Genomic DNA, 19,472 nt, shown 5'->3' on the forward strand with positions numbered 1-19,472 from the left:
CCCGAAATCCCGACAACGGGCGAGAGAGACACGATGACGGTTACCCCTGAGCGTATGACCCACTTAAGACGACTGGAAGCCGAGTCGATCTTCATCATGCGCGAGGTCGCCGCCGAATTCAAAAATCCGGTCATGCTCTACTCAATTGGCAAGGATTCGTCGGTAATGCTGCACCTGGCCTTGAAAGCCTTCGCCCCGTCCAAGCCGCCCTTCCCGTTCATGCACGTCAACACGACCTGGAAATTCGGCGAAATGATCAGATTTCGCGACGAAACGGCTGCGCGTCTCGGTCTCAACCTCATCAGCCACACCAATGCCGAAGGCGTGGCCAACAATGTCAACCCGTTCGATCATGGCTCGAACGTCTTCACCAACATTATGAAGACCGACGCCTTAAAGCAGGCATTGACGGCGCACGGTTTTGACGCGGCCTTTGGCGGCGCTCGCCGCGATGAGGAGAAGAGCCGCGCCAAGGAGCGCATCTTTTCTTTTCGCACCGCCAATCATGGCTGGGACCCGAAGAACCAGCGCCCGGAGCTGTGGAACCTCTATAATGCGCGCGTAAAACCAGGCGAATCGATCCGCGTCTTCCCGTTGTCCAACTGGACCGAGCTGGATATCTGGCAATATATTCTGCTGGAGAAAATCCCTATCGTACCGCTCTATTTTGCCAAGAAGCGCCCGGTCGTGCAGCGAGGCGGCCAGTGGATCATGGTCGATGATGACCGCCTTCCGCTAAATCCTGGCGAGGTGCCGGAAATGAAATCCGTGCGTTTCCGCACGCTCGGCGATTATCCGCTGACCGCCGCGGTCGAATCCGAAGCCGATACTCTGGAAGCCATCGTTGCCGAAATGTTGGTGGCAAGAACATCCGAGCGCTCAGGTCGTCTGATCGACCACGACGAAGCCGGATCTATGGAAAAAAAGAAGCGCGAGGGCTATTTCTAAAATGAACGCAATCGCCATGGAAGAAGCGCTGGATACAAAGGCGCTCGTTGAATACCTCGCCAGCCACGAACAGAAGAGTCTGCTACGCTTTCTGACCTGCGGTTCGGTGGACGATGGTAAGTCGACCCTGATCGGCCGCCTGCTCTATGACACCAAGCTGATCTTTGAGGATCAACTGGCCAGCATCGAGAAAGATTCGAAAAAACACGGCACCGTCGGCGATGATATCGATCTGGCCTTGCTGGTCGACGGCTTGCAGGCCGAGCGAGAACAGGGTATCACGATTGATGTCGCCTATCGCTTCTTCACGACTGACAAACGCAAGTTCATAGTCGCCGATACTCCGGGCCACGAACAATATACCCGCAATATGGCCACTGGCGCCTCCAATTCGGACCTCGCCGTCATATTAATCGACGCACGCAAGGGCATACTCACCCAGACGCGCCGCCACTCGTTTATCGTGTCGTTGCTCCGCATCAAGCACGTCGTGCTTGCGGTCAACAAGATCGACCTGATGGAGTATTCACAGGACGTTTTCGAAAAGATCGTCGCCGACTATAAGGCCTTCGCCGCCGATTTCGGATTTAAGACCCTGCAAGCCATTCCGATGTCCGCACGCTATGGCGATAACGTCCTCACTCGCAGCGACAAGCTCGACTGGTACAAGGGTCCGACCCTAGTCGAGCATCTGGAAACCGTGCAGATCGAGCAGGACCAGAGCCAGAAACCCTTCCGCCTTCAGGTTCAATGGGTTAACCGCCCGGACCTCAATTTCCGTGGCTTTTCCGGCACCATTTCCTCAGGCACGGTCAAGCCGGGCGATGAAGTTTTGGTCGCCAAGTCTGGCAAATCATCCAAGGTCAAAGCCATCGTCACCTATGACGGCGATCTGGCCGTCGCATCAGCCGGTCAGGCCATAACCCTGACATTAGAAGACGAAATTGATATATCGCGCGGCGACGTGTTGACCGCCATCGACGCTCGCCCGGAAGTCTCGGATCAGTTTCAGGCGCGCCTTATCTGGATGAGCGAACAGGAATTGATCCCCGGCCGCACCGTTCTGGTCAAGATCGGCGCCCGCACCGTGTCGGCTTCGGTCACTGAGATCAAATACCAGACCGACGTCAACACGTTTGCGCACATCGCCGCCAAAACCCTTAAACTGAACGAAGTGGCTGTGGTCACGTTCGCGCTTCAGGAGCCCGTCGCCTTTGATCCGTATGCGGATAATCACGAGATGGGCGCTTTTATCGTTATTGATCGCGTGTCAAACCTGACGCTCGGCGCGGGCATGGTCGATCATGGCCTTAGGCGTGCCACCAATGTTCACTGGCAGGCGCTTGACGTTAACAAGGCGACCCGCGCAAGCGCCAAGGGCCAAAAACCCGTCGTGCTGTGGTTCACGGGCCTTTCAGGGGCCGGCAAATCGACCATCGCCAACCTGGTTGAAAAAAAGTTGCTCTCTCTCAGCCACCACACCTATCTTTTGGATGGCGACAATGTCCGTCATGGTCTGAACAAGGATTTGGGCTTTACCGATGCCGACCGCGTGGAAAACATTCGCCGTGTTGCTGAGGTGTCAAGGCTCATGGTTGATGCCGGTCTGATTACGCTCGTGTCGTTCATCTCTCCGTTCCGGGCCGAACGTCAAATGGCTCGCGAAATGCTGACCGCTGGCGAATTTATCGAAATTTATGTATCAACCTCCCTCGACGTGGTGGAAACACGCGACGTCAAAGGGTTGTACGCTAAGGCGCGAGCCGGCGAAATTAAGCATTTCACCGGTATCGACAGTCCCTATGAGGCTCCCGAAAATCCGGAACTGACACTCGATACTGAGCATCATAGCCCCGAACAAATGGCGGATAAGGTCGTAGCCTATATGTTCGACCAAGGCGTCTTGAGCGACGGCTCCGACTACATCATTTGATCACTCATTTCTTAGCGCGGCCTTCAATGCGATCTGTGGTCTGCCAGAGGTCGCGCGATCATTTTGATACCTATCCCCAATCTTTGGGTTGAATATTCGGTCCGCGATTAACTCGAAAACCTTTATCTCTCAAATAGCTCACAGACCTAAATCACAGGAAGAGCTATGCAGTTTGAGAGATTTGCCGTCGCCGGACCAGCGCTTATCCAGCCTAAACTAATCGGGGATTCGCGCGGCTATTTTATGGAGGCTTTCAAGGACGCCTGGTTTAGGGAGCACATTGAAGACGTGACGTTTGTCCAAGACAATCAGTCTCTGTCCGCGCAAGTCGGAACAATTCGTGGCCTACACTATCAGAAGTCCCCTGTCCCGCAGGGCAAACTTGTTCGGTGCCTGAAAGGCTCCATCTACGACGTCGCCGTCGATATACGCCCAGGATCAGCCACTTTTGGGCAGTGGGTCAGCGCGACTCTATCGGCCGAGAAAGGGGATCAGTTGTGGGTTCCTGAAGGGTTCGCCCATGGTTTCTGCACGCTTGAGCCCGACACGGTCGTCTTCTACAAGGTGACGAACCTTTATTCCCAGCCACATGATGCCGGCGTGGCCTTTGACGATCCTGATATTGGTATAACTTGGCCGATAGATATGTCGAAAGCCGTACTTTCTGAAAAAGATAAGGTGCAGCCTAAGCTTGCGTCTTTGCGGTAGGAGATTTATTGACGCTGGGCCCGGGTGGCTGCGCAGACCGAGACCGACGAGCTCAATCGGCCGGTGAATGCGCCAATTTTTTGAGGGACAAGTTTTAAATGCGTATTTTGGTCACAGGTGGCGCCGGTTTTATTGGGTCGGCGCTAGTGCGCTATCTAGTAGACGAAGTTGGAGCAGACGTTCTCAATCTCGATAAGTTGACCTATGCCGGGAATCTCGAATCGCTGGGGCCAATAGAAGGCGCCAACAATTATCACTTCGTCCAGGCCGATATCTGCGATTACCCGAAGATCAGCGAAATCATCGCTGGTTTCAAGCCTGACCACATTATGCATCTGGCGGCCGAAAGCCACGTTGACCGTTCGATCACGGGCGCGAAGGAGTTTGTCGAGACCAATGTGATGGGGACCTTCTCTATGTTGGAAGGCGCCCGTAATTACTGGAATTCGCTCGATGGCGAAGCAAAGACCAGCTTCCGCTTTCTTCACGTCTCGACAGATGAGGTTTATGGCTCATTGGGGGAAACAGGCCTGTTTGAGGAAACCACGCCCTACGATCCCTCTTCGCCCTATTCGGCCTCCAAGGCGGCGTCTGACCATCTGGCCAAAGCCTGGCACCGCACCTACGGCCTGCCGGTTGTGGTGTCCAACTGCTCCAACAACTACGGCCCGTATCACTTCCCGGAAAAGCTGATCCCTCTCAACATCATCAACGCCATGGAAGGTAAGGCTCTGACCGTCTACGGTGATGGTTCCAATATCCGCGACTGGCTTTATGTCGAGGACCACGCCCGCGCCCTGCACCTGATTTGCGCGAAGGGCCGTCTGGGCGAAACCTATAATGTCGGTGGTCGCAACGAGCGTAAAAATATCGACGTCGTGAAGCGGATCTGCGCCATCATGGATGGTTTGCGTCCACAAAACGCGCCCCACGAAAAGCTTATCACCTACGTCACCGATCGTCCCGGTCATGATCACCGTTACGCCATCGATGCTACTAAGCTTGAAGAAGAACTGGGCTGGAAGGCTCTGGAAAACTTCGACAGCGGTATCGAAAAGACGGTGCGCTGGTATCTCGACAATGAGATCTGGTGGCGCCCTCTGCGCGGCGAGGTCTACACGGGTGAGCGCCTTGGCGTTTTGAAAGGCTAAATTATGCGCATTCTTGTTACCGGAAAGAATGGTCAGGTCGATACGGCCCTACAGGTCCTCGGCGATCAGCTAGGGCTTGAGATCATCCGCATCGGGCGACCTGAGGTCGATCTCGCGCAAATTGCAACCCTCGAAGACACTGTCCGCAACGGCCGCCCGGACGCTATAATCTCTTCGGCAGCCTATACGGCTGTGGATAAAGCTGAGACGGAAGCTGAATTAGCGCAGTCAATCAATGGCGACGCGCCCGGCGAACTGGCCAGGCTGGCCAAAGAACTCAACATTCCTATCCTTCACCTGTCGACGGACTATGTATTCGCCGGTGACAAAGACGGCGTTTATAATGAGAATGACGCGCCCGCACCAGTAAGCGTTTATGGCAGGACCAAGCTGTCCGGTGAGGAGCAGATTGCCGCACAAACTGACAATTATGTCATCCTACGCACGGCCTGGGTTTATTCGCCCTATGGCAACAATTTCGTCAAAACCATGCTACGTCTGGGCGAAACGCGCGATCAGATCAATGTCGTCGCTGACCAGCATGGCTGCCCGACCTATGCGCCGGAAATTGCCCGTGTGGTGTTGGCCATTGCTCAGCAGGTGGCTATAGATGAAGATCCGACCTTGCGGGGTATCTTCCATCTGACAGGACAGGGCGAAACGACCTGGGCTGGGTTCGCCAAGGCGATCTTTGAAGGCTCAGGCAACAGAGGCGGTAAAAAGGTCCAGGTTCAACCAATTCCCAGCAGCGACTATCCAACACCGGCCAAACGCCCGACAAATTCCCGTCTCAGTGGCGAAAAGCTAGATAAAACCTATGGATTGGTGCTCGATCCATGGCGGATTTCGCTGGATTCCTGCCTTGACCACCTTATAACACTACAAAATCCAACGGAGGGTTAGCGATGAAGGGCATTATTCTTGCCGGAGGCAGCGGCTCGCGCCTGCACCCTATGACGATTGGCGTCTCGAAGCAGATGATGCCAGTTTACGACAAGCCGATGATCTATTATCCGCTGTCGACTCTGATGATGGCGGGAATACGCGATATCCTGATCATTTCCACGCCGCATGACCTGCCGCTCTTCCAAAAACTGCTCGGCTCCGGTGAGCAATGGGGCATCAACCTTAACTACGCCGAACAACCGACGCCAGACGGGCTGGCGCAAGCCTACATTATCGGCGCCGATTTCGTCGGCAAGGAACCTTCGTGCCTTATCCTCGGTGATAATATCTATTACGGTCCGTCCCTCTCGACCTTTCTTGAAGAGGCTGCCGGCATAACCGCTGGGGCCAGCGTCTTCGCATACCAGGTCTCGGACCCAGAGCGTTACGGCGTGGTCGAATTCGACGACAATTTCAAGGCGTTGTCAGTTGAAGAAAAGCCTCTAAAGCCCCGCTCGAACTGGGCTATTACCGGCCTCTATTTCTACGATCATCAGGTTGTAGATATCGCCGCCAATCTCAAGCCTTCATTGCGTGGTGAGTATGAAATCACTGATGTCAACCGAGCCTATCTTGAGCGTGGTGAACTGAGTGTGCAGCCGATCGGCCGGGGTTATGCTTGGCTCGATACAGGCACACCCGATAGTCTACTCGACGCTGCCGAATTTGTCCGCGTCCTGGAAAAGCGTCAAGGTTTCAAGATTGCCTGCCCGGAAGAAGTGGCGTGGCGAAGAGGTTTTATCGATGATCGCGCACTTGAGGCCCTTGCCGTCAAATTGGGCAAGAGCGATTATGGCCAATACTTGAAAAAATGCCTGAGCAACAGCTAGCCCTCCAGGCATTGTCTCCCGGCCGGACATTCCGAGCGGTACGTGGCTGGTATCGGTTCCGCGTTCTTACCCAATCCTCGGTCGCGGTCTTCACTCTGCAAGACCATCAACAACCGGCCTTCGTTGAAATTACTGCAACTTGGCAGAAGCCAGGCCATGCCAAGATCGCGGCCGGCGACTACGTCCTAACGCTGCGCAAGAGTGACGATAACGCAACCGTTTCGATTGAAAGGATGGACCATTTTGAACTCGTCGTATTTTTCGCCCGCGAGACCTTAAAACGGATAAAGCTGGGGACATCGCCGCTGGCCCTTCTGCGTCATGCGCGACGCGCCCTGAAGGCATCAGAGGATTATGGACAGGTCGCTGAGCTACCCGTATCGCAAGCGCTCTCGCATCACGCACCTCCTGGGAAATTGTCGCGCGCATACTTCGACCGGCTAAATTTACCTCAAGACATCGCATTGGCGATCCACCCTCGAATATATATCGACATTACCTCGCCGGGTGAATCTGCAATGCGTTCACTGGCTTTACAAACCTATGTTCATTTCACAGTCGACCCCGTATTGCGGAGCACATGTCAATACGTTCTGGCTTTGCCAGGTGATGCATGGTTGGGCGTAAACGCACTCGCCATCATGGCTGCCACGGGTTTGCAAACAGATGCCAAGGTTGTTTATGCAGATGTTTTCATCGGTGAGACACCCACGTTCAGTTTTGCATTTGACAAGCGCCTACATACGCACGCCGACATGCTCTCAGATCTTGTTATGGTCGCGCGTCCGCTCGACGATAATGACGGCGATCTCACGGGCCTTACCTGGCAAGATATATCCCGCATAAGCCTGCCACTTGCCCAATATAACCATCCATTCAATAGCCTTAACACTGGAAAACGTCAGATTGCTTGTAACTGCGCCCGTTCAGACGCAAGGGTGAGCTGCATCATTCCGACGCGCGATAGAGCTGGATTACTGGCAAACATTGCGCGAGGTCTTCTTGATGAAAGCGAGAGCGTAGAAGACATTATAGTGGTAGACAACGGATCGATTGAACCAGAAACACATACGCTTTTTGAGCGCTTGCGGTCGCGAGGCGTAAAAATAGTGCGCGACGATGGCGACTTCAACTTTTCCAGACTGTGTAATTTGGGAGCAGCTCACGCCGAAAGTCCAATTTTGGCGTTCATCAATAATGATATTGAGGTGGCACGCAGCGATTGGTTGAGCCAAATGGCACGGCAGGCCCTGCAACCCGATGTCGGCGCCGTTGGAACTCGCCTGTTATACAAGGATGGCAGCCTGCAGCACGGTGGCGTAGCTCTTGGCATGTTTGGGCACAGCGGCCATTTGTTTCGTCGTTGGCCCCGCGAAAGCTGGCAAACCATACCCAGTCTAATCTATGCCAGTTCCCGTTCCGCCGTCACCGGTGCTGTTCTCGTGATTGAGGCATCGAAGTTCCACCGGGTCGGGGGCTTCGACAGTCTTCATTTTCCCGTCACCCTGAACGACGTCGATCTCTGCCTTCGCCTGAATGAGGCTGGCTTTGGATGTGTTTATGAACCGGCTGGAGAAGCTTACCACCTCGAAGGTGTTTCTCGTGGAGATGACATGAGTTCCGAAAAGCAGGCGCGACGTAATGCTGAGCTTCGTCATTTTATCCGAAAATGGAATAAGGCTATTGAAGCGGAACTATGGTTCTCCCCAGCTTTGTCACGCACTCATGAAAACATCCGTATTCTTTAAACTGGGAGCTTAATGCTCATCATAAACATGGCGGATGAATTCTGACACATATTTATCCAATGAAGCCTGTCGACTTTTATTATGCGACAAATCCACGACGCGGTTTTCGCAATACCAGTTGAAAAAACCTTCATAAGTTACTCCATCTGCACCTGCATCTGAAATGCACCGTTCCCACATCACGTCGAGTGTTTCAGGTGACACATGACAGGTCACGCAGTCGTACGAGGCCGCTCCAAAGGTAAATATTGGCTTATTGTAAAGCATGGCCTCAAAGACCGCACCGCTGTTCACTGTAACTAGAAGCTTACAGTTAGGCAAAACCTTTTGCATAGGGGCTGAAGTTACGAATACAGTCTCGTCTGACAGGTTATCTATGAATGGACCTATATTTGATCGAGGGTTAATCAGAAGAACACGTAAGCCTTTCTTCCGAGCAAACGCAGCCACTGCGGCTATCGCATCGACCTGGTCAATATGGGAATGCGTTCGAACATTCTTACTGGTATCATCCTGTAACAGGAAACCAATGTCGTAGGTCTCAGACGCAGAGGTACCCTCCGTAGCCGCAAGCTTTGTAAATTCCCCAATGCCGAGTTTTTTCTGCGACCGGACAAATGTCTTGTATTTGCCATGGTAATCGACAGCTATTGACACTGGATATGAAGGTAAATTTATTCCTTCAGAATCTAGCCTGACCAACCAAGGAAGATAGTCATGATGACAGTTAATAACAGGTATAGCTAGGCCTGCCAATTGCGTATCGGTGCCTTGAGCTACTACGGCAAAGTCGCCACTCTTTCCGTTTAGATATTCTGCTGTAATCTGCCAATTGGGCAGTTCACTGATCTCCATCCTTATGCCGCGCCTTTCAAAACAATTCACCATGTAAACAGCAAACTCTTTCATTTTGAGTTTATCCGCCAAATCGCCGCCATCTATCGCCGGCGCCAGATCGGGCTCATGCGACTGAAGAGGCAAATCTAGACGTGGCAAAAACAAGGTCCCGGACTTCGGCAGGCTTGCCCGTAATTGTGGCCGCCCCTCATAAAACAGGTTGACCTTTCCGTCTGGGCTGTGCAGTGCGGCACGGTTAAGGACATGCTTAGCCGCCACTTTTTCTAGCGCCGAAGTCCCGAGTATCTTTTGAAGTGACGCAAAAGGTTCGAGGAACTCCTTGCTGTCTCCCTTTGCCGACCAAATGATGGAATTGAGCTTATAAAGCTGGAAATCAGCGTACTTTGATTTGATGCTGCCAATCCGTACCTGGCCGTTCAGTTCCAGCATCAACTGGTAGAGCGCCAGTTGATCTACGAACCAAACTGGCTCACCAGAAGAAAAATTTTCCCGCAGGCGTGTTGCCAGTGCCTCTGCAAATAGCCTCGCAGCGATCGTTGGAAAAAAGATGACGACCCCGGCAGCCACCTTCAGGTGCTCAGGTCGACCGTTGACCTCCTCATCACGTCGCACGAGGCCCACATCAGAATCAGGGCGACAAAAATTCATGTCAATCGGATTAATAAATACCAAATCTGCGTCTAAGCACAAAACAGGACATGCGCTGTCACGCATCAATTGAGATGCGATGATAAATCGAGCCGATGCAAAGTAGGCTCTTTGCGACGGCAAGCTCATGTCTTGCAAGTCGAGATTGACCTCGTAGGAAATGGAGACTGACGTCGAGGCGACGCTTTCCGCAAGGCGTTGGCAAAAATCTAAATCGCCTTTCTGGGGGTTGATGACGTGTAGGACGAAATCATACCCCGGGGAGAACAGATCCAGGCTCCGCAGCAAAGCCGGCAAATATTTTAGATAGAGACGATCACATGCGGTTAGAATAGTCAGAGGTGAAGTGAAAAGCTTCTCAGACTTAATGTGCCACATATGTTTAAATACCATGTTTGCCATCGTTACCTGTCACCCGCGATGACAATCGGTCGTATGATCGGAACATACGCTCGTTTTTATTAGTCGGCTTTTGCCTAATTTCCAAGCCCGGCATGGCTTGTAACAATCATCAATGCTGCAGATATAGCCGCCTAAAATCAACACATCTCTTATTCGTGTATATGTTGAAATTTCTAATTTTAAATATAATTGTCGAAATATGCTTAGATTACGACAAGCTAAGGAGCCAGATTACATTGAACAGACGAATCTTTATCGCACGCCCTCGATTGGATTGCTCCTTCAAGCCTGGTCCAATACCTGATAGTGTGACCGCGCCTTCCAGCCCGATATTAAAGCAGTTCGGCCAATTTATTGATGGCATCGAGCTCTACCACTATTCGGCAGGCGATGTCGTTACCACTGTTTGTAAACCGTTATGGCAATTTAGTTTCGATGAAATGGCGAACGCGTGTTTGCTTTATGATCGAGTATATTTTCCCCATAAGCTGAGAAGTCAGTTTCCAATCGGGGATAACGCCTTTTTCTACAAGAACGCACCCTTAAACGGCTATTTTACCGCCGACCCGGACGGTTGGGGCGCTTCTCTTTCGTTTTTGCCGCCTGCCCTTGAACGAGGCGAAAAGGCCAATCACACGTTCAACTTCCTGAAGGCAAAGATTACAGAAAATGAATCGATCTTCGCACAGCCCGCACAAGGCGCACCGCCTGCAAGCTCACCCTACGACCTATTTATATGTCAGCTTCCACATGACGAAACCATCAAATTTCACTCGCAGGTAAGCGTGGAGGATGCTTTGACAACAACATTGCTTTACGCGCGTGAAACTGGACGGACCCTCGTTGTAAAAGGCCATCCAGCCAATCCAAAATCAATGCTGCCCCTGCAAAAACTGACCCTGGCCAATGCCAATGCCAAATGGGTAGATCACATTTCCATCCACACCTGCTTCGCTGGTGCTGAAAGAGTATTCCTCGTCAACTCCGGCTCAGGTATGGAAGCCCTGCTTCATGACACGCTCGTGGTTCGCTTTGGACACGCTGAATACGATTGCGTCACTCCACAATCCGCACCTAACGTGGCAGACCTCACGCGAGTGGCCGAATGGCACCATGATCGGGAAGATTACGCTGCGTTTTTGCATGCCTATTTACAAAGATGCATAAAGCTAGGGGACGTGAACAGTTATGCGCGCGTCTTGTCGTGAAGGGCCTTGACCTCTTCAAAAAAAGCAAGGTTAGCAGCACGACATTCCGCCAGCGCTTCGGGATAGGCACGCGTGAGTGCTGAAAAACGTTTCCATTCATCGGCGCGGCAAACGACCGGAAAATGCTTGAAACGATACATTTTCGACATATTGGGGATTGCAATGACGCGCTTGCCTAACAGAGTTGCCCAGTAGGCACCATGGTAAGAATTGGTAATCACAGTTTCGCCCGAGGCAAGAAAAGCCAGAACTGCGTCAATATCGTTGCCGTCATTGCTAAGACGAGGCGTGCCATTCAGCGGTATGGGGATACGCTTATGTTCATAAATGACCACTTCATGCTGTACGACGTAAGGCTTGTCCAACTGAGGCAACATACAGCTAGCACAGGGGACCCAACGATATTCGGTACCAAAATCCCGCACTCCCACAAGATCAAACGCTTTCAAATAATCCGGCAAGGCCCCCTCGAAGGGGTTAACGAAGCCACCTTTGCGATCGACATTTTCCGACTCACCGATGCCCCAGGCGACGAACTCATCAAAGCAGGGCGCGTGTCGGCAACGCGCTGCATATGACCATGAAACGTTTTAGCAATGAGCCCCCCCCCTCCCAACACGACATGTGACATCTCGGATCCTGAGTCAAAATCCAGAATATCGATGGTGGACGCTGCACCAAGTTGGAAATAGCGCATCGGTGAACAGTACCAATCGCCCACATTCGTTGCGTCCGTTCGAAATACTTGCATCAAACTCATGGTTATCCCCAATATCCCGCACGATAGAAAATATAAAGCCGTTGCCTAACATCTACTGCAACAATACCCACCAGGCCAAATCCCGATACCTCAGCCATGGCAACGAGTTGCGCTGACGTGAGCGCATTGAACCAGCCATGCAATAGACGATCCCGCCCCTCGTCAAGTTCCGAAGGATTGTAGGTCAGTATAAGTGTCGACCATCGTTGCGCAATCGAGACAAGCAGGGCTGACGGATCATGAATATATTCCAGAACCCCAAGCATGGTGACAACATCTGCCTCGACTGCCGGTAGTTCGCCGGCGTTCAGATCGCAGACGAGTGTACGATCGTCACGGGCGACCAAATCACTCGGTAAATAGATACAGCCGGCGGGCAAGGCTGTTTCTAAATCCATTTTACCGCATCCCAAGTCGAGTACCCTGTCGCCGGCACCGATCATGGCTGCAACGGTTTGCGCACGATCTCTCCAATTGCCATGAAAATTATCTGCGAGACTCCAACGCTTCACATCAGAACACCCGGCTTCGATAAGACTTTCCGTGCGCGCCCGTCTGGCACCCTTTTCAAGTTTGGAGTAAGGCTGGTCTAAATGGTCCTGTTTGCCTATTGCCTGCGGTTCGCGCATATAAATCCTGATCATCATCAAAGACCCTGGCGCATCCCATCGATACCGAGCCGATTGCTGTCTTCTGCGGTATTAGCCGAAACCTTCATAAAGCTCAAATCCTACAAACACCCTAAACTTCTGACGATGCGGTATTTTTCAATAATGCAGAGCAACAAACTTGTTGGACCCTGCTAATCAAGTCTGTTAGAAATGGTGAGACTGCATCACAGATGATACCGTCATGCGTAGACCCAATCATAGTTGACTCGAGTCAATTCCATGAACAATCCTTATGACAGCCTGCCGCAAAGGGCCTTCTGGAAGCCAGCGGTGGCGCAAAGAAGTTTGTTTGACATCGGCCCCATCTGGACGCCAAAGTTCAACATTCAGCCGGATGACAAAGTTGTGACCTTCGGCTCCTGCTTTGCCCAACATATCGGCAATGCATTGCTGACGAGAGGCTATGCGTGGACAAGCTATGAACTTCCGCCGGAAGGTCTTTCGGAGGTGAACCGCAAATATTTCAATTATAATGTTTTCTCGTGTCGAACGGGCAATATATACACCGCCTCGCTTCTCCTTCAATGGGTGCGTTGGGCGCTTGAGATCGAATCTGCACCTGCTATAGCCTGGGAACAGGATGGCCGCTTCTACGACCCCTTCAGACCAGCCATCGAGCCAAACGGGTTTGAGACAAGCGACGAGTTGCTGAAATCCAGAAACTACACAATATCCCAATTTTCCGCAGCGATCCGCGGCGCAGAATATTTCGTTTTCACCTTAGGATTGACGGAAAGCTGGAAAAACAAGACACATGGCTACGAGTACGCCATCTGCCCTGGTACCGTGGCCGGCGAATTCGACGAGAACGAGCATGTATTTGATAACCAACCTTATGAAGCTATCTTTGCATCACTCGTATCAGCGATGGACTTGATACGGGGAATCAATCCCAATCTGAAATTTATACTTACGGTATCGCCCGTACCACTTACAGCCACAAACTCGGGCAACCACGTTATGGTGGCCACGATGGAATCGAAATCCGTCCTTCGGGCCGTGGCTGGTCGTATCGCCGCCTTGAGAGCCGATAGTGACTACTTCCCTTCCTATGAAATTATAAACAGCCCAACTTCCAAGGGTACCTTTTTTGAGCCGAATATGCGCAGCGTGAACCCATATGGCGTCAATTTCGTCATGGACAATTTCTTTGACTGCTTGAAGCATAGCTTTGGTACGCCCATCTATTCACAAACAAATACACCAAAGTCTCAAACAAAGCCCGTGGAACAAGACGTAGTTTGTGAAGAAGAGCTTTTGGGCGCCTTTGGCGCCTGACAACCAGGCGCTCGCCAATTCAAGACAGTAAGAACATTTGCATGGAAAAAATTTGCGTCATCGGCAGCAGCTATATGGGGGCTGTTTATAAAGCTTATGAGTTGGATATGCAAAAGTCCGCTCAGGTAGAAATTGATTTTTTTGGCAACGGCCGAATGAGCTTTGGGCTGATTGACATTGTGGGCGGCGAGATAAAAAATGCTCGATTTCGCAACAGCAAAAACGCTGCTACGAGCGTCTATGATGCTTTTTTCATCTATGGCGATATGCTGACCCCGCACGACATGATTGCGACGGAAAAAAAACTCCGTCGCCATGCCTATTCGTCTCAGGTTGTCGCGTCAGTCAAATCAGACAAAATTAAAGGGACGCAGTCGTGGCAACTTTACAACAAAGTGAAAAACGTAACATCCAAGCCGGTGTATATACTGTCTTCTAACGTCATGCTCGAAACACCCGCGCTCACGAATGAGAAGCAATATCAATTTGGCGTTAACGCGCTTGAGGAAGTTTTGGGACCTAACACATATCATCCCTTTCCACGCACCATCTTTTCAGACTGCTTTCAACCTCAGGATATGTATTACAAAGCTTCGGTTTATCTTGATGGAAAGGCCGCAGACCCCAGTCGCCACGCCAATCACGACATGTGTCACATGAATGAGTTGGGGGGAAAACTTATTTTGGACAGCATGATCTCGCGTCTAGGGCAAAAAAAGCGGCCGTCGCTCTAAGCGACGACCGTTTCGTCGTTCAAACCAACTCGCCTGCCATTTCTCTGTGCAAATTCTCGACCTGTCTGTTGAACCGTCGCTCTCCGTTCAACATACCTTCAGGTTTGATGAAGAACATATATACCATCGCACGCTCGCCATACATGATTTGATGTGAAATCATGCGCAATTCACCGAACCAAATTTCTCCGGGCTCAAACGCTATTGTGTGCTTAGGCAGATGATCTTTGCACGCGTTGCGCGTGCCGCCCAAAACCTTGCCACAAATGTAATCATTGAGAAGATTTGGATCGCCACCAGCAAATTGCGACAGATTGTGATCCTTGTAGAGAGTACGCGCGTAATTTACGAAATTGTGACTGGCATTCCAAATACGTGGACGGTTATCGAGATTGCAGAAGATGCGAACTTGCTGAAAGTCGTCTTCGATCTGATGGTTATCCCAATGGATGTTTTCGAACAAGGTCTCCGTAATCCGAATGCTAGGTATCATCCGATAGTAGTAATAGTCTGGGAAACAGGTTGCAAATAGATCCAATGTGACTTTGTGCGCATCCTCCATGGCTTGGCTAGCTCGCATAAAGAGTGATTTGTCCGAGTTGCAAAGCACCTCAAAGACCGCTTTTGAAACCTTGTCATTAAAATCCAAGCCCGAAGCGTCGTTTCCCAACTCAGTTTTGCTGTAACCCTGAAAGAATGACAGTGATGTCATTTTCTTCAATTTACGCCGTAAACTCTCGTCTTCAATTTTGTGCATATGAGATGACATCTCAGAAAACACAGCTAGATCGATCGGCATCCTGTAATTTTTCAACAAAATGAGGTTGTTGGCTTCATACTCCTCTATAATGCCATGTGGTCTAGCCTTAATTTCATCCAAGGTAAATTCTAGAAAATAGTCTTGAACATCAGGATGTTTGATAATTTTTGCCACTTGCCACGATCTCCAGCACACGATAGATAAAAGCTCAATTTACCTTACGCCTGTTAGGGCTGCCAGTTCTTTTTTTACCAGCGACGTTTCGGCGCACACTGTAATGGCGGCGCCTTCAGTGGCCTTACTCACCACCTCCTGTGTGATAGGTGCCGGTTGCCTTACACTGGCATCAAAACACCACAGAGGCTCCATGAATCCGAACTTAAATTTTATCGATTTTGATAGGGCGCCCAAAAGCCACCTAAACAACGGCTATGTCGTGGAGCCGACAGAAATCATTCCGTCCATCCGCATTTTAGAAGACGTTTTTATTATTCCAGGGTACGACGCACTTTATACGGTAGCTGGGGATAGAATTTATGGAACCCGCCGCAGTTTCGTTCCGAACGACTTGCAATTCGCCGTCAGAACGCTTGAAAAATTCAATGCAAGCTACGCTGCCCACGCCCCAGAACATGTTGATATACCTAAAAACTACGACATTCGGGAAGACACAACTTACTACGGCGGCATTGCCTGGACACATTACGGGCATTTTATTATGGACGGCATGTCGCGATTTTGGGCGCTGGATTTATTCCCGTCTGACATGCCCATTATTTACACAGATTACCGCGCACCGAATTACATCAAACAGCCCTACATTGGTCCCGTGCTTCGAAGCTTAAATATTGCTGAGCGAATGTTTTCACCGAACACCCCAGTCCTCTTGAAGAAGGTCATTGTTCCCACAGCCAGCATTCAGAATGTTCATCGGATTTTCAATGTGCATTCCAAATCCCATGTCCAAGCCGCTCAGGCAATGCTTGCGGATAACAGCCCGAAATTCAAGGGTCGAAAAGTGTACCTCAGCCGATCTCGTTTAGCGCCCGGCCTAAGACACTCAGAACAAGAGGCGTTGCTCGAGCAAAAATTGTCGGCAAAGGGCTTCTCGATTGTTTATCCGGAGACCCTGAGCCTCCAAAAGCAGGTCGATATTTTCAACCATGCCGATGTCATTGCCGGAACCTGCGGATCAGCGTTCCATACCTCTTTATTCACGCAGAATCATTTTACGGGTAAAATTATTATACTCTCGTGGGAAAAAATAAACTTTCGTTACCTCATGGTCAACTCTATAAAAAAATATTCAATTACCTACATTAATTCATGCAAAATAGAAGGCGTACATGAAAATAGCAGAATATCTTCTCTGAATATAGATTACAATAAGTCATACGAGATGATAATGCAGACAATTACATAACTAACACAATATACTGAAAAATTAGATTTTACGGTCAATTAAAGACATGAAAATCATGTTTTCCGAAAGTGGACCAGATGCCTTTCACCCCGAAACTTATTGTGTGAGCTTGGCGCGCTTCATTTCGGAAAGGTATCCGAACGTAACGGAAACTTGCCTTTTGCCCACAGTACTCAAGAGCCAAACGCGTCGTTCCGTTTGAAAAACGATGGAAGGCGTACACCAATGGGATTGATTTCGTAACCTCCCCCTTGCCAACGGCACCTCCCAAATGGCAGACTATTGGACTATTGGACTATTGGACTATTGGACTATTGGACTATTGTGTTTGTGGACTTCGTTCACTTGGACGATCGAACACATTTCAACATGATAAATTCGTCCGTCCCGTGACGCTGGTCGCAGTCAACCTCACCAGTCATGATATGGCTGGACGCCTGAACAAGTGTGCGAACGGGGCGCATTCCTCTCGCCAAAATCGCAGCAAGCCATGTCGTGCCAGCCGCTGCGCGCATCGCTGCCAAAAAAATTTGCAGAAATATTTGACTTTCTCTCGAAATTTTATCTAAATCGGAATCAGCCTAAAAAGTCGGAATATTACAGAACCAAACTAACATATTAGGATTATACAACAAAAAGGCAGATTGGTTTGGAATGCTATTGCAATTTAATTTTCGTGTATTTAAGCCATCGACCTGCCTGTTTTCGGTCGATGAAAGCCACGCGCTGATCGGCCTGATCCATATCCACGATTGCCTGCGTGCGGGAGTTGCTTAAGTGAAAACCATCATACTGATCCCCGCGCGCTATGCTTCGACGCGCTATCCCGGCAAGCCGCTGGTCATGCTGACCGGCAAGGATGGCGTGCCGAAGTCGCTGATCCAGCGCTCCTGGGAAGCCGCCAAGGGCGTGGCCGATGTCGCCTCGGTCTATGTCTGCACCGATGACGATCGCATCAAGACGGCTGCCGAAGCCTTCGGCGCGCAGGTGATCATGACGGCGGAATCCTGCGCCAACGGCACCGAGCGCTGCGCCGACGCGCTGCAGCACCTGAGCGAATCCGCCGATCTCTATATCAATCTGCAGGGCGATGCGCCACTCACCCCGGCCTGGTTCGTCGAAGACCTGATCCGCGCCATGAAGGCCGATCCGTCGGTGCAGATGGCGACGCCGGTGCTGCGCTGCGATGCCCAGACCCACGCCAACTTCGTCGAGGATCGCCTCAATGGCCGCGTCGGCGGCACCACGGCGGTGTTCGACAAAAACCTCAACGCGCTCTACTTCTCCAAGGAAGTCATTCCCTATACCGGCAAGACGTTTGGCGAGGGCGATACGATCCCGGTCTTCCACCATGTCGGCGTCTATGGTTACCGCGAGCAGGCCCTGAAGAGCTATTCGAGCTGGCCGGTGGGGCCGCTGGAAACCTGGGAAGGCCTTGAGCAACTGCGCTTTCTGGAAAACGGCATGCCGATACGCTGTGTCGAGGTCGACGGCCGCGGTCGCGTGTTCTGGGAACTGAACAACCCCGTCGATGTCGCCCGCATTGAACAAGTCATCTAGGAGTACCCCATGTCGATCCAGCCGCAACACGTCAAAACCAAGGTTTTCGAAATTGGTGATTTCGGCCAGCCGAAGATTAAAATCGGCGGCGACGAACCGTTCGTGCTGATCGCCGGGCCGTGTCAGATCGAGAGCCTCGACCACGCCCTTATGATGGCCGAGAAGATCGCCGAGGCCTGCGCGCCGACCGGCACCAAGTTCATCTACAAGTCCAGTTACGACAAGGCCAACCGCTCCTCGATCGGTACGGCGCGCGGTATCGGCATGACGGAAGGCCTCGATATCCTGGCTGCCGTCCGCGACAAGTTCGGCTGTCCCGTCCTGACCGATGTGCACGACACCCACCAGTGCGAGCCGGTGGGAAAGCAGGTCGATGTCATCCAGATCCCGGCCTTCCTGTGCCGCCAGACCGATCTTTTGCTGGCCGCCGGCGCCACTGGCCGCACCATCAATGTCAAGAAGGGCCAGTTCCTGGCGCCCTGGGACATGAAGAACGTCGCCAACAAGATCGCCTCGACGGGCAATGAGCGGATCATCCTGTGTGATCGCGGCACCAGCTTCGGTTACAACACGCTGGTCAGCGATTTCCGCGGCCTGCCGATCATGGCCCAGACCGGTTACCCGGTGATGTTCGACGCCACCCATTCGGTGCAGCAGCCGGGTGGTCAGGGCACGACCTCAGGCGGCCAGCGCGAGTTCGCGCCGGTGCTGGCGCGCGCCGCCTGCGCCGTCGGTGTGTCGGCGGTGTTTATCGAAACCCACGAAGACCCCGATCATGCGCCGAGCGACGGCCCCAACATGATCTATATCGACAAGATGAAAGATCTGATCGGCACCCTTCGCGCATTCGATGATCTGGCTAAGGGGAAGTAAGAGCATTATAGGCTTACGAGTTTACTTATAATGC

The 19,472-nt window shown here is 51.6% G+C and carries 17 protein-coding genes; 13 read left to right on the forward strand and 4 right to left on the reverse strand.

Annotated elements, in window-relative coordinates; genetic code table 11:
- Positions 1-33 precede the first annotated feature (33 nt).
- The 7 genes from cysD to ABQ278_RS17010 all read left to right on the forward strand — a co-directional run bounded on the left by cysD (position 34) and on the right by ABQ278_RS17010 (position 8,263).
- Entirely contained in the window at positions 34-948 is a 915-nt protein-coding gene (cysD, locus tag ABQ278_RS16980) for a sulfate adenylyltransferase subunit CysD (RefSeq protein WP_349322216.1), read from the forward strand.
- Position 949: 1 nt separating this feature from the next.
- Positions 950-2,881: a sulfate adenylyltransferase subunit CysN gene (gene cysN, locus ABQ278_RS16985; RefSeq protein WP_349322217.1), complete on the forward strand. Its 1,932-nt coding sequence runs from the start codon at positions 950-952 to the stop codon at positions 2,879-2,881.
- Positions 2,882-3,046: 165 nt separating this feature from the next.
- The gene (gene rfbC / locus ABQ278_RS16990; protein ID WP_349322218.1) at positions 3,047-3,589 is read left to right on the forward strand and encodes a dTDP-4-dehydrorhamnose 3,5-epimerase; all 543 of its coding nucleotides are present in this window, start codon (positions 3,047-3,049) and stop codon (positions 3,587-3,589) included.
- Positions 3,590-3,687: 98 nt separating this feature from the next.
- Complete coding sequence (gene rfbB, locus ABQ278_RS16995) at positions 3,688-4,740, forward strand: dTDP-glucose 4,6-dehydratase (protein ID WP_349322219.1); 1,053 nt, start codon at positions 3,688-3,690, stop codon at positions 4,738-4,740.
- Positions 4,741-4,743: 3 nt separating this feature from the next.
- Entirely contained in the window at positions 4,744-5,643 is a 900-nt protein-coding gene (gene rfbD, locus ABQ278_RS17000) for a dTDP-4-dehydrorhamnose reductase (RefSeq protein WP_349322220.1), read from the forward strand.
- A 2-nt stretch (positions 5,644-5,645) separates the two neighbouring features.
- Positions 5,646-6,515: a glucose-1-phosphate thymidylyltransferase RfbA gene (rfbA, locus tag ABQ278_RS17005; RefSeq protein ID WP_349322221.1), complete on the forward strand. Its 870-nt coding sequence runs from the start codon at positions 5,646-5,648 to the stop codon at positions 6,513-6,515.
- A complete protein-coding gene (locus ABQ278_RS17010; protein ID WP_349322222.1) occupies positions 6,497-8,263 on the forward strand; it encodes a glycosyltransferase in 1,767 nt (588 codons plus the stop codon). The genes rfbA and ABQ278_RS17010 overlap by 19 nt, the downstream gene beginning before the upstream one ends.
- Before the next feature lie 9 nt (positions 8,264-8,272).
- Here the strand turns inward: ABQ278_RS17010 and ABQ278_RS17015 are convergent, their stop codons facing one another.
- Positions 8,273-10,171: a hypothetical protein gene (locus ABQ278_RS17015; RefSeq protein WP_349322223.1), complete on the reverse strand. Its 1,899-nt coding sequence runs from the start codon at positions 10,169-10,171 to the stop codon at positions 8,273-8,275.
- 308 nt (positions 10,172-10,479) lie between these two features.
- Between ABQ278_RS17015 and ABQ278_RS17020 the strand changes: the two genes are divergently transcribed.
- Complete coding sequence (locus ABQ278_RS17020) at positions 10,480-11,379, forward strand: hypothetical protein (protein ID WP_349322224.1); 900 nt, start codon at positions 10,480-10,482, stop codon at positions 11,377-11,379.
- Here the strand turns inward: ABQ278_RS17020 and ABQ278_RS17025 are convergent.
- Both ABQ278_RS17025 and ABQ278_RS17030 read right to left on the reverse strand, forming a co-directional pair.
- Positions 11,358-11,840 (reverse strand): polysaccharide pyruvyl transferase family protein, encoded by a 483-nt coding sequence (locus ABQ278_RS17025; protein WP_349322225.1) that lies wholly within the window; start codon positions 11,838-11,840, stop codon positions 11,358-11,360. The two genes, ABQ278_RS17020 and ABQ278_RS17025, sit on opposite strands and share 22 nt — an antisense overlap.
- Before the next feature lie 301 nt (positions 11,841-12,141).
- Positions 12,142-12,768 (reverse strand): methyltransferase domain-containing protein, encoded by a 627-nt coding sequence (locus ABQ278_RS17030; RefSeq protein ID WP_349322226.1) that lies wholly within the window; start codon positions 12,766-12,768, stop codon positions 12,142-12,144.
- Positions 12,769-13,029: 261 nt separating this feature from the next.
- Between ABQ278_RS17030 and ABQ278_RS17035 the strand changes: the two genes are divergently transcribed.
- Together ABQ278_RS17035 and ABQ278_RS17040 are read left to right on the forward strand one after the other, a co-directional pair.
- On the forward strand, positions 13,030-14,088 hold the full coding sequence (locus tag ABQ278_RS17035; RefSeq protein WP_349322227.1) for a GSCFA domain-containing protein: 1,059 nt from the start codon (positions 13,030-13,032) through the stop codon (positions 14,086-14,088).
- Positions 14,089-14,129: 41 nt separating this feature from the next.
- Positions 14,130-14,822, forward strand: coding sequence for a hypothetical protein (locus tag ABQ278_RS17040; protein ID WP_349322228.1), 693 nt, complete (start codon positions 14,130-14,132; stop codon positions 14,820-14,822).
- A 19-nt stretch (positions 14,823-14,841) separates the two neighbouring features.
- Here ABQ278_RS17040 and ABQ278_RS17045 read toward each other — a convergent pair whose 3' ends face one another.
- On the reverse strand, positions 14,842-15,756 hold the full coding sequence (locus ABQ278_RS17045; protein ID WP_349322229.1) for a hypothetical protein: 915 nt from the start codon (positions 15,754-15,756) through the stop codon (positions 14,842-14,844).
- A 118-nt stretch (positions 15,757-15,874) separates the two neighbouring features.
- On the opposite strand from ABQ278_RS17045, the gene ABQ278_RS17050 reads away from it, so the two are divergent.
- The 3 genes from ABQ278_RS17050 to kdsA all read left to right on the forward strand — a co-directional run bounded on the left by ABQ278_RS17050 (position 15,875) and on the right by kdsA (position 19,438).
- Complete coding sequence (locus ABQ278_RS17050; RefSeq protein WP_349322230.1) at positions 15,875-17,005, forward strand: glycosyltransferase 61 family protein; 1,131 nt, start codon at positions 15,875-15,877, stop codon at positions 17,003-17,005.
- Between the two features lie 777 nt (positions 17,006-17,782).
- Entirely contained in the window at positions 17,783-18,565 is a 783-nt protein-coding gene (locus tag ABQ278_RS17055; protein ID WP_349320513.1) for a manno-octulosonate cytidylyltransferase, read from the forward strand.
- Positions 18,566-18,574: 9 nt separating this feature from the next.
- Positions 18,575-19,438 carry a 3-deoxy-8-phosphooctulonate synthase gene (gene kdsA / locus ABQ278_RS17060; protein WP_349322231.1) on the forward strand — a complete coding sequence of 288 codons (864 nt, stop codon included), beginning with the start codon at positions 18,575-18,577 and terminating at the stop codon, positions 19,436-19,438.
- The last annotated feature ends 34 nt before the right edge of the window (positions 19,439-19,472 follow it).

This window comes from Asticcacaulis sp. MM231, assembly GCF_964186625.1.
In the GTDB taxonomy this organism is placed as follows: Bacteria; Pseudomonadota; Alphaproteobacteria; order Caulobacterales; family Caulobacteraceae; genus Asticcacaulis.